Below are 11,829 nucleotides of genomic sequence, written 5' to 3'. Positions count from 1 at the left end.
TAATTAATTAAATAATCCTAGAAGAATAAGTAGCGATTGTCTACAACCTTTGCGTTTAATACTAGATCTTGCATAAATCCGCTTGCAGCCTGCATATTTTGTTGCATACACATTTGCATTTGCTTAGCTTCGTTGTACTGAACACCTGCTCGCATAGCTTTGTTTACTACTTGGAAAACATAAACACCAGCATTACCCTTGACAGGATTCTTCGAGAATTTTCCTGTGGCTGTAGCTGCTACTGCACCAGAAAGTGCTGGCTCAGCTGCACCTGTTGCTTGAACAAATACAGGAGAAGCAAATGTTATTTGTTTAACTTCGCTAATCTTAGCGCCTTTTGATTGTGCGGCTGCTATACTGCCAATACCTTTGAGTTTAGCAATAAACATCTCGGCTTTTTTATCCTTGATAACCTCACGTTTTAAAATATCTTTCACTTCAGCATCGTCCCATGGGCGGTAACCTTGTGGATGTATTTTTGTTAGCACAACAACCATAAAGTGGTCGTTATCACCACATTCGTATAACTGAGATATATCACCTTCTTTTGCTTCAAAGAGCCATTTTAATGCCTCGCGAGTGCCATGAATACCTGCAAGATAGTGTTCTGCAGTTGTTATATTCTTATTTTCCTGAAGCTTATAGCCAAATTTTGCTGCATTCTTTTCTAAGTCTGCAAGTGTTCGTCCACCTGCTACATATTCAGAAAATTTATTGAAAGCTGCACTACGAGTATCTTTAGAGAAATCAATAGTTTTCTTTATGATAGCTGCAGTTGTCTTCGTCTTCATAGCCTTTTTATCTAGCACTTGAAGAATTACATTACCCTGTGAGAGAGCTAAGTTCTGAATATTATTTACAGCTCCATTCATAATTGCATTGATGAATTGACGATTGTCTTCGTTCATCGTAGTGGCTTGCTCGTATTGCTGACCTGTAAACCAAATTTTCTCACCTGTTTGACCATAACGTTTAGCAATAGCATCGAAATCGGCTCCTCCGTCTAAAGCCTTCTGTATTGAGTCTGCCTTTGCAATAGATTGTTCTTTTGTAGCTGCTGCGACCTGAATCTGACGGAACTGAACAGAATCGGGTAACTGTTCCTTGTTTAATACACGTATAATATTTAGAGTATTATCTTCTTTATTCTCTATTACATTTGTAGTTCCAACGCCTAAAGAATCTATCTTACCCGCAATGTCTGGATATGCTTGATAAGCACTACTACTTACAGGCAAACCAATGTATGGAATGAGACTACCACTTTTGCTGACAATAAGAGCAGGATCTGTAGCAGTTGCTAATTGTTTTTGATAAGCAATCATCTCCTTATTAATACTGTTACGATCTGCTTGACTTGGCAAGATTTTATAATCTACATACTTTATATCACGGCTTTCTACTGTCTGACGGAACATAGGTTTAAGCTCTTCGTACTTTGCCTTTAGATCTTCATCAGTATACTTCACATCAGCATCTTTTACAGACGTATATGCCATAGATGCCAATTGGATTTGTGCTTCCTCATTTTCATCTTTGAATGCAAGTTTTGCTTCTGCTTTGTTAGAAAGAATGCAACTTGCATAAAGAGTTTGGAACTTCTGACCTAAAAGTTGTGCACGAAGGTTCTTTTCAACAAACATCCAATAGTTATAAGCTGTCTTCATTTGCTCAGCTTGTTGAGGATTTGAAGCTTTAGCCTTTTCGTAGCCATCAAGGAATTGTTTAAGTATGGTTACATCAAACCGGCCAGTTTGTTGATTAATGAAAGGAGTTTGTGATAACATAGGGTCTGTACCATTATTCAGTACATTTTGTAGCTCTTTCTCTGTAACAGTTAAGCCAACCTTTTGCGCATCAGTTTCGATAACACGATTTGTTATCAGTTGTTGCCACACTTGGTCTTTAACTTGATTGAGCTCGGTTTCTGACAAGTTATCACGTTGCATTGTAAATTTAATAGCATCTTGATACTCATCGAATAACTTTTGGAAGTCTTGCACATTAATTTTCTCTCCTAAGACTTCACCTACTTGTTGCCGTGCTTCACCTTTAATTCCATTACAAGAACGGAAAGCTTCTTCGGCAATAAATGCAAAAAGCCCTAAACTGATTATAATAATCAGCGTAACGCCTTTGCTTCTGATTTTTCCTAATGCTGCCATTTCTATTTTATTTATTTTTGATTTATTTCTTTTATAGATGAAAAAATTGCGTACAAAAATACAAATAAAAAGATAATTAAGGTAATAATTCTCAAAGAAAATGTGCTAATTGTAGACTTTTAGTTTCACAAGTTCTATCTTTGTCATTGTATTCTTGATAATTTTAAATTCGTATCTCCCTATTTTTATTAATTCATTTAATTTTGGAAAGCTTTGATACTCATGCAGAATGAATCCACTTATCGTCATATAATCATCACTTTCTGGCAGATCCAAGTCGAACATATCGTTTACTTTCTCAATTTCTAAACGTGCAGATAGAATATACTCATTGTCTGCAATTTTCTTTGCAATATACTTTGCATTGTCGTGTTCGTCTTCTATATCTCCAAATATTTCTTCTACGATATCTTCTAATGAGACAATACCGCTCGTACCCCCAAATTCGTCAATCACTATACCCAAACTCTTCTTTTGTTGTAAAAACATGTGCATCAGTTTCTGGGCTGTCATTGTTTCTGGTACAAAAGGCATTTTTCGTATATGTTCACGCCATACCTTCGAATTCTTAAACATTTCAGAAGAGTGAATATAACCCTCTATATGGTCGATATTACCTTTATAGACAACAATCTTTGAATTTCCACTTTCTATGAATTTCTGTTGTAGTTCTTCTGTTGAACATGTTATATCCACTGCTTGTATCTCAGTACGAGGTATCATACAGTCTTTAACCTTCGTATCCGTAAATTCTAATGCATTCTGGAAAATTTTGACTTCTTCTTCTATTGTCCCATCATCTTTGGCATCATCAATAGAACTCTGTAGCAGATAATCCAAGTCTACTTTCGTGAAAGTATTATCGCTTTTCTCTTCATCTATCTTTACTCCTATTAACTTTAGCATAATATGTGCCATAAAAATAGATAAACGACTAATAGGCCATAAGGTTATAAAAAATAAATATGCCAACGGAGCAAAGAAAGATAATAATGTGTTAGGATTACTTTTGAATATGACCTTTGGCATAAACTCACCAGTAAATACAACTATGATAGTAGATAATACTGTATTTAAAAGAACCTGTGTAACAGGAGAGTAAGATAAAAATAAAGTGGTGTTAAAGATATTTGCAAACAATATTCCATATAGGACTAAAACTATATTATTGCCCACTAACATCGTAGAAACGAATCCATTAGGATTACGATAGAATATTTGCAAACATTTTTGTGCTATTCCATTCTTTTCTTTATCCATTTCTACAAGCATTCTATTGCTCGAGATAAAGGCTATCTCCATTCCTGAGAAGAACGCTGAAAGAATCAGAGAAATGAATATTCCAATTATTAAACTGATATCCAATGTTTTTATCTATTTATTATAGTTTCATGTTTTCTCTGATGACTAATCGTATCTATTGGTGCAGTTGGCATTGTCATCATTTTATTATTATTGGGTGAGAACTCTCGGTCGTTAAATATTCCCCAACCTTTAGTCTGTCTAATTTCATAATTAGTCATTTGTTCATCACTTTTAAACCAATCTCCTTCTAAAGCTTTATCAGGAGTTTTTATACGTGAATATCTATGAGACCATATTTCATGATTTCGTTCATCCCAAAATAGTTCATTACCATAGAATTCTATATCTTTTGCTGTAACTATTTGTACATGCCCATGAAGTTCCCAACGGCGTTCTTTATCATAATAAATGGCAGTATCACATTGTAGAAACCCCAATATATGTTTTTTAAGATCGAATTGTGTTAGTAATATACCTTTATTAAATGTCCAACGCGAAGGATGCTTCACTTCATTAACTTCCCATTCCTCTGCTATAATACGATACTTAATAATCCCAGAATCAGAAATCAATGTGTTTACACCGTATGTAGTCATAATCGGGACAGAATCTCGATCATAAATTGCTGGAGCTGGATTAGTATGCTTTTTATTGCACGAGGCAAAAAAAGATATGAAACAGAAAGCAACTATTGCAGAAAAGATGATAGGTTTGCTTTGTTGCATAGTATAAGTGTAATAAAGAATTACTTACCGCACTTTAAACTTAGCGAACCAGCGTTCGTTAAATGTAAGACCTACATTAATGCGAAACATATTTTCATTTATTAAATTTATCCTATTTCTATTCACCCATTCAAATCCAATATTAAGCATACTCCTATAATTATAGTTATTGACTATAGGAATACCTAATCCCATACTTGCAGAAAGCTCTTTTGGACCATCTTGTCCATTTACTGTTATATATGGTGTAGAGTAGCTTATACCTGCACGATAATGCAATTTGCTAAGGAAACCGCGATAACGTTCTCCTCTGCAATAATCTCCTCCAAGTGTGATTTTCTGCATATCTTTAAGTTGCCCTTTTACTAAAGCGTAAGTTGCCTTATTGTTTATAACATTAAATTGTGGCATCGCTATATCTGCCCATTTTTGTAATTGATAATCTATTCCTAATTTTAGGCGGTCATTATGATTCCACATAATACCGATACCGAAAATATGAGGGAGTGTCAAAGCTTTATTTATAGTATAACTTGTTGTATCATTCACAGCAGTCTGTGTATTTCTTGATATAATATTGCATGTTGCATCAGAATTAAGTTTATGTCCTAAGGAATAAGTTAATCCTAATGTAACACTATTCTTTTTAGAAATCTTCTGTGTATATTGCAGACCAAAATCTACTTTATAGCTTTTCACATCATAAGTATATATTTTCGATAATGTCTTTATATACGAATCGCTATAATTGTTTTCGACTGTTCTTTCTAAGCTTCCCCAAAGATAAGCTATGTTAGCTCCAAGAGCAAATCCTTTAATAGGCTCCCATCCGAGTCCTAAATAAACCTGCCTTATACCACCAGACCCCGTAAAGGTATTAGAGTATGTTGCTTCTTTTATTGAAGGATTCTGTATAGAGTTTATATTTCTGCTACTCGTGTAATCATATCCAACATTTGTATAAGGGAGTAAACCAAAACTGACGCCCACATGCTTAAATGCCCTGAATGCAGCATTGATATATTCTATATTACCATTATTTGCGTTCTTTTTATGTCCATTCTCTTTGAAGTTCGTCAGTTGTAAACTTAGACCAGCGTCAAATATAAATGAAAGTGAATCCAATGCCGAATATGAAGCAGGATTTTGAAAATTTATTTGGTTATGTTCGTGAAAACCGTATGCTAATCCGTTCATGCCACGATTGAAACTTGTAGACTGTGGAGACAATGTTCCTAATCCAAATTGACTGTAGGGGGAGTTTGTGCCACTCTGTGCCTTTGCTGTCATTGATAAGGCAAAACAGAGCATCGCTGTGAGTATTTTCTTCATCTGTTAGTAATTTCAAATAACATAAACAGTGCAAAGTTATTAAAAAAAAATGATAATGTAGAAAATCTATATACTATTTTGTTTTTTAATAAGGTTTCTTTGCGATATCACAGTTTTTCACTACCTTTGCCCACCAAATGAAGAGAGGTATTCAATATACTATATATGTTTTTATTCTGCTATCAGTTTTTCCACTGACAGCAAACTCTTATTCATTAACCTATTCTGATTCTGTTGAGATCTCTCTTTTGACTTGTACACCTGGTACAGAATCTTGGGAACAATATGGACATACTGCAATACGCTATAACGATATTGCCAACAAGAACGATCTTGCCATAAACTATGGTTTGTTTTCGTTCGATCAACCCTATTTTATTCCTCGTTTTGTACTTGGAAAGACTGATTATAAGGTTGGCCTGTCTACAACTGATGATATGTTACTTGCATATTCGTACGAGGGGCGAGGTGTCTTTGAACAGGTGTTAGATTTAACTAGAGAAGAGAAGTATCAGATTTATCTTGCGTTAAAAAAGAATTTACTTCCAGAGAATGTCGTGTATCGTTACAATTTCTTTTATGATAATTGTACAACACGCGCACAACACATACTTCTTGATCATTTAAATGGGAAGATAAAGTGCCTACCCGAAAAGTCCAAAGTGTTGTATTCATATCGTGAAATGATACATAAATGGAATAAAGAAGATGTATGGGTGCAATTGGGTGAAGATATGTTATTAGGTGTAACCGCTGATGTCCCTGTAAAAACGAAACAGCAAGAACTCTTTTTGCCTGATAACCTGCGCAAGTATATAGGGCGTATTGTACATAATGGTAAATCTTTAGTAAAGTGTGAGTCGTACCTTGTACAGCCACCTCAATTCATTGAGTCAAAAACCTCTTTAATCTCTCCTATGCAGGTAGCAGTTATTTTTGCAATTATAGCGACACTCATATTGTTTTATGAGTATAATCGGAAAAAAGCTTTGTGGTTTTGGGATATTATGCTTATGGTAGCTTCTGGTATTATAGGGATTCTTCTTTTCATAATGATATTCTCTTCCCACCCTTGTGTAAGTATCAATATGATAATATTTTTGTTTAATCCATTAGCTTTGTTCTTGATACCTTCAGTTATTAAGAGTATCAGGCATAAAAAATCACATTGGTGGTGGTCTGTCTGGAGTGTATCAATTATAATAGGGCTTATTGGGAGATTTTTTCAACAGATTCCAGTTCCTATTTTAATAGTGGCATTATTCTTGCTATTTAATTGTATCTTCCATCAGTGGTTGATAAGACATATTTATATAACTGCGATAGAAAGAAAGTAAAACAAGATGATGAATAAATACATTACCGCACTATTTATAGTATTAGCAGCAACGGGTGTAGAAGCACAGACTTATCAATCTGTGCTAAAGGTAGCTGTGAAGCATTCTTCTTTAGAAGATTTTTGCAATCATCTTGAATTGAAAGGTTTAGGGGCAGAAGTGCTTTCTGTGATAGAAGTCTATAAAAATATAACAAAAGAAGATGAAATAGATTATACTACAACATATCTTTTATTATCTAATAGACGCAATGCTAAATATTATGTCGTAAGATTATCAGAGAACTTAAAAAGGACAATATCATATTATTTACCGGCTCCATCAACTCATTCTTCTATACTAATACGTGCTCCGAGTTATTTTATCTCATAAATTCATATATTCTACTATTATAAAATAAATAACAGATAAAATAACATTCACATAAGCGAGTAGTAAAACTAATTTGTAAAAAACAATTCTCGCTAAAATACAAAAGTAAAAAAATGAACTTTACAAAATTATTGAAGGCCCTTTTTGGAGACAAATCAACACGTGATATGAAACTTATTCAACCGTATGTTGAAAAAGTTAAGGAAGCTTATCCAGCCATAAAAGAACTTAGTAATGATGAATTAAGAGCTAAAACGAAAGAAATCCAGCAATATGTTCAAGATGCGGGAAAGCAGCAACGTGAAGAAATAAACAAACTACGTGAGAGTATCGAAGGAACCCCGATAGATGAACGTGAAAGTATTTTCAATAAGATAGACAAACTCGAAAAGGAAGCATTGGATAATTATGAAAGAGCCTTAGACGAGGTTATGCCTATTGCCTTTTCTATTGTAAAAGATACAGCACGTCGTTTTACAGAAAACGAAGAAACTATTGTTACAGCAAATGACTTCGATCGTGAACTTGCTGCCGATCCTCGAAAAGATTTTATTACTATTGATGGCGATAAAGCTATTTACCACAATCATTGGACCGCAGGTGGAAACGACCTCAAATGGGAAATGGTTCACTACGATGTTCAGCTTTTCGGTGGTACAGTTCTTCATCAAGGTAAGATAGCTGAAATGGCAACAGGTGAAGGTAAAACCCTTGTAGCTACACTCCCAGTATTCCTTAATGCATTGACTGGTAATGGAGTACATGTCGTAACTGTAAACGATTATCTTGCTAAACGTGACTCTGAATGGATGGGACCATTGTATGAGTTCAATGGCTTGTCTGTCGATTGTATTGATAAGCATCAGCCAAATTCACCAGAGCGTCGTCGTGCTTACCAAGCCGATATAACTTTTGGAACGAACAACGAGTTCGGTTTTGATTATCTTCGTGACAATATGGCAGTGTCGCCTGCCGATCTCGTGCAACGTAAGCATAACTATGCTATTGTCGATGAGGTTGACTCAGTGTTAATAGATGATGCTCGTACACCTCTTATTATTAGTGGTCCAGTACCAAAAGGCGATGACCAGATGTTTGAAGAATACCAGCCGTTGGTTCAAAAACTCTTTGAAGTACAGCGTAAGCAAGCTACTGAACTACTTGCAGATGCTCGTTCTAAAATATCACGTGCAGCTAATACTAAAGATGAGAAAGAACGTCAGGCAATGGTTGAAGAAGGATTTCTTGCTCTTTATCGTTCATACAAAGCACTACCAAAAAATAAAGCACTTATTAAATTTCTATCCGAAGATGGTATTAAGTCAGGTATGCTGAAGACGGAAGAATTCTATATGGCAAACAATAATCGAGAAATGCCTAAAGCTGTAGAGCCTCTTTATTTTGTTACAGACGAGAAAATGAATTCTTGCGATCTCACAGATAAGGGTGCAGCTTGGCTAGCTAAAGAGGTAAATGATGATAAATTGTTTGTTCTCCCTGATATCACTACACAACTTTCACAACTCGAAAAGGAAAAAGAAGAGAAAGCTATAGATGAACAGACTTATCTTGATAAAAAAGATAATCTGATGAGTAACTATGGAGTCCAGAGCGAACGTGTACATACATTACAGCAGTTGCTTAAAGCATACACGATGTTTAATAAAGACGATGAATATGTTGTTCTTGACGGTGAAGTAAAGATTGTTGATGAACAAACAGGTCGTATTATGGAAGGTCGTCGTTGGAGTGACGGTTTACACCAAGCTGTGGAGGCTAAAGAACATGTGAAAGTTGAAGCCGCCACACAAACCTTTGCCACTATTACTTTGCAGAATTATTTCCGTATGTATCATAAATTGGCTGGTATGACTGGTACAGCGTCTACTGAAGCAGGCGAGTTCTGGGATATTTATAAACTTGATGTTGTAGAAATTCCTACTAACCGTCCTATTCAACGTAATGATATGGAAGACCGCGTCTACAAAACGGCTCGAGAAAAATATGCTGCTGTAATCGATGAAATAGAAGAAATGCGTAATAATGGACGTCCATGTTTGGTTGGTACTACCTCTGTTGAGATTAGTGAATTGCTTAGCAAAATGCTTAATATGCGTAAAATTCCACATCAAGTATTAAATGCTAAACAACATTTAAAAGAAGCGCAAATTGTAGCAGAAGCAGGACGTTCTACTAATGGGCTTGGAGCTGTTACAATTGCAACGAATATGGCTGGGCGTGGTACCGACATAAAGCTTACACAAGAGGTAAAAGATGCTGGCGGTTTAGCCATCATTGGTACAGAACGTCATGAAAGTCGTCGTGTAGATAGACAGTTGCGTGGTCGTGCAGGACGTCAGGGGGATCCAGGTTCATCTGTATTCTATGTTTCATTGGAAGACAAACTGATGCGTCTTTTTGGTTCAGAACGTATTGCAAAGGTAATGGATAGGCTGGGATTCGATGAAGGAGAACGTATCGAAAGTTCAATGATATCCAGCAGTATAGAGCGCGCACAAAAGAAAGTTGAAGAAAATAACTTTGGTATTCGTAAGCGCTTGTTGGAATACGATGATGTTATGAATAAGCAACGTACCGTTATTTATGAGAAACGCCGTCATGCACTGATGGGTGAACGTATAGGTATGGATATCTCAAATATTATTTGGGATCGCTGTGTAAACATTATAGAGAATAATGACTATGAAGGTTGCAAAGAAGAATTCCTTAAAATATTGGCAATAGAATGCCCATTTACCGAAAGTGAATTCGGAAATATAAGCAAAGAAGACTTGAAAGAACGTGCTTTCCAAGATGCTATTGCAAACTTTGAACGTAAAACCGAACGTATTCAAACAGTAGCATGGCCTATTATTAAAGATGTTTATGAGAAACAAGGCGCAATGTATGAGCGTATTATGGTGCCTATAACAGATGGTAAACGTGTCTATAATATACCTTGCGATTTGAAAGAGGCTTACGAGACAGAAGCTAAATCTGTAGTTCAACAATTTGAGAAAGTAATTCTCTTACACCTCATTGATGATGATTGGAAGGAGAACTTGCGCCAACTTGACGAATTACGTCACTCTGTGCAGAATGCTTCATACGAGCAGAAAGACCCATTATTAATATTTAAGCTTGAGAGTGTCAAGTTGTGGGATAATATGATTAATGATATGAATAATCGTACAGCAAGTGTCTTGATGCGTGGGCAAATTCCAGAAATGCAACCATCCGATGAAATTCAAGAGGCTGCCCCAGAACAAAGAACTCAACGTTACGACGAGAAAAAAGACGATTTAATAGATCAAAATCAACAAGCTGCAGCTAATCAGGATACACGTGAAACTGTACAACAGCAACACCGTGTTCCTTATACAGCAGAAAAAATGCCTCGTCCAAACGATCCTTGTCCTTGTGGTAGTGGTAAGAAATTTAAGAACTGTCATGGACGGAATTTACGATAAACATACATATCTGAAATAAATAACACTGGAGCAAGATTAAAGAAAAATCTTGCTCCTTTTTTCTATATATATTATAATGAGAACGTTGTAAATGAATTTATCTACAAAAAAATACAGTTTTGTTTGGTCTATTAATAGAAAATACTTACCTTTGCACTCGCAAAATTAAAGTATGCACCCTTAGCTCAGTTGGTAGAGCAACTGACTCTTAATCAGTGGGTCTAGGGTTCGAATCCCTAAGGGTGTACTTTTAATGCTATTTCGTTTCAATGCACCCTTAGCTCAGTTGGTAGAGCAACTGACTCTTAATCAGTGGGTCTAGGGTTCGAATCCCTAAGGGTGTACGAATATTTCCATAAAGAAGAGGATGTGTCCATTTTGGCATACCCTCTTCTTTTTGTATACCACCCCTACTTTCTCAAGGACAGTAGATATTTTGGGTCAGTCCTAAAACCCAGTTGCAAGCCTATACTCTTAAGCACACAATTTCATAAGTATTTATTACCTTTGCATCATGAAGAGTCACCAATTATTACGTTGCATCTTTCCAGATGTACTTGCCGACTACTTTGATGTTGTCGATATTCAAGAGAGTGTTTCGCAGTTTGACTTTTGGCTTGACGAGCGTAACTTTATGGAAAAGTCAGGGTCAGTCCTAAAACCCAGTTGCAAGCCTATACTCTTAAGCGCATAATTTCATAAGTATTTATTACCTTTGCATCATGAAGAGTCACCAATTATTACGTTGCATCTTTCCAGATGTACTTGCCGACTACTTTGATGTTGTTGATATTCACGAGAATGTTTCGCAGTTTGACTTTTGGCTTGACGAGCGTAACTTTATGGAAAAGTCAGACCATAAGTTAGGCACCGTAAGCAGTTATGGTTTTACCAGCGAGCGTGTTATTCAGGACTTCCCCCTTCGTGGCAAAGCAGTTTACCTCCATGTTCGCCGTCGCAAGTGGCGTGACAGTTCCAACGGAAATATATTTAGTCCACCCTTAAAAGCCTAATATTCCTCTGATTCATAGTATATTATGCTATAAATTATTTGTTTATATCTGCAAGTTTTTGTACCTTTACATTATAATTCTTGCAGATATTTATGCTTAAACGTACATCC

9 protein-coding genes and 2 tRNA genes are annotated in these 11,829 nt (G+C 35.8%); 7 read left to right on the top strand and 4 right to left on the bottom strand.

Translation table 11 applies throughout. The features are described from left to right. Positions 1-17: 17 nt before the first annotated feature. The 4 genes from HMPREF9144_RS05685 to bamG all read right to left on the bottom strand — a co-directional run bounded on the left by HMPREF9144_RS05685 (position 18) and on the right by bamG (position 5,527). Positions 18-2,165: a peptidylprolyl isomerase gene (locus HMPREF9144_RS05685; protein ID WP_006044955.1), complete on the bottom strand. Its 2,148-nt coding sequence runs from the start codon at positions 2,163-2,165 to the stop codon at positions 18-20. Positions 2,166-2,270: 105 nt separating this feature from the next. Then, complete coding sequence (locus tag HMPREF9144_RS05680; protein ID WP_040595397.1) at positions 2,271-3,530, bottom strand: hemolysin family protein; 1,260 nt, start codon at positions 3,528-3,530, stop codon at positions 2,271-2,273. 5 nt (positions 3,531-3,535) lie between these two features. Continuing rightward, positions 3,536-4,195 carry an LPS export ABC transporter periplasmic protein LptC gene (gene lptC, locus HMPREF9144_RS05675; protein ID WP_006044953.1) on the bottom strand — a complete coding sequence of 220 codons (660 nt, stop codon included), beginning with the start codon at positions 4,193-4,195 and terminating at the stop codon, positions 3,536-3,538. 24 nt (positions 4,196-4,219) lie between these two features. Beyond that, positions 4,220-5,527, bottom strand: a complete 1,308-nt coding sequence (bamG, locus tag HMPREF9144_RS05670; protein ID WP_006044952.1) for a BamG family beta-barrel-assembly machinery protein — start codon at positions 5,525-5,527, stop codon at positions 4,220-4,222. Between the two features lie 137 nt (positions 5,528-5,664). Here bamG and HMPREF9144_RS05665 point away from each other — a divergent pair, with 137 nt between their 5' ends. The 7 genes from HMPREF9144_RS05665 to HMPREF9144_RS05635 all read left to right on the top strand — a co-directional run bounded on the left by HMPREF9144_RS05665 (position 5,665) and on the right by HMPREF9144_RS05635 (position 11,719). Beyond that, complete coding sequence (locus HMPREF9144_RS05665) at positions 5,665-6,864, top strand: lipoprotein N-acyltransferase Lnb domain-containing protein (protein WP_006044951.1); 1,200 nt, start codon at positions 5,665-5,667, stop codon at positions 6,862-6,864. A 6-nt stretch (positions 6,865-6,870) separates the two neighbouring features. Further along, entirely contained in the window at positions 6,871-7,236 is a 366-nt protein-coding gene (locus HMPREF9144_RS05660; RefSeq protein ID WP_006044950.1) for a hypothetical protein, read from the top strand. A 113-nt stretch (positions 7,237-7,349) separates the two neighbouring features. Further along, positions 7,350-10,706: a preprotein translocase subunit SecA gene (gene secA, locus HMPREF9144_RS05655; protein WP_006044949.1), complete on the top strand. Its 3,357-nt coding sequence runs from the start codon at positions 7,350-7,352 to the stop codon at positions 10,704-10,706. 174 nt (positions 10,707-10,880) lie between these two features. Next, positions 10,881-10,953, top strand: a tRNA-Lys gene (locus HMPREF9144_RS05650). Positions 10,954-10,977: 24 nt separating this feature from the next. Further along, positions 10,978-11,050 (top strand) — tRNA-Lys (locus HMPREF9144_RS05645). Between the two features lie 170 nt (positions 11,051-11,220). Next, positions 11,221-11,400, top strand: coding sequence for a hypothetical protein (locus HMPREF9144_RS05640; protein ID WP_006044948.1), 180 nt, complete (start codon positions 11,221-11,223; stop codon positions 11,398-11,400). 28 nt (positions 11,401-11,428) lie between these two features. Beyond that, the gene (locus HMPREF9144_RS05635; protein WP_006044947.1) at positions 11,429-11,719 is read left to right on the top strand and encodes an ISAon1 family transposase N-terminal region protein; all 291 of its coding nucleotides are present in this window, start codon (positions 11,429-11,431) and stop codon (positions 11,717-11,719) included. Positions 11,720-11,829 lie beyond the last annotated feature (110 nt).

It is taken from the genome of Prevotella pallens ATCC 700821, assembly GCF_000220255.1.
Lineage (GTDB): Bacteria > Bacteroidota > Bacteroidia > Bacteroidales > Bacteroidaceae > Prevotella > Prevotella pallens.
This window is presented reverse-complemented; position numbering and strand designations above follow the sequence as displayed.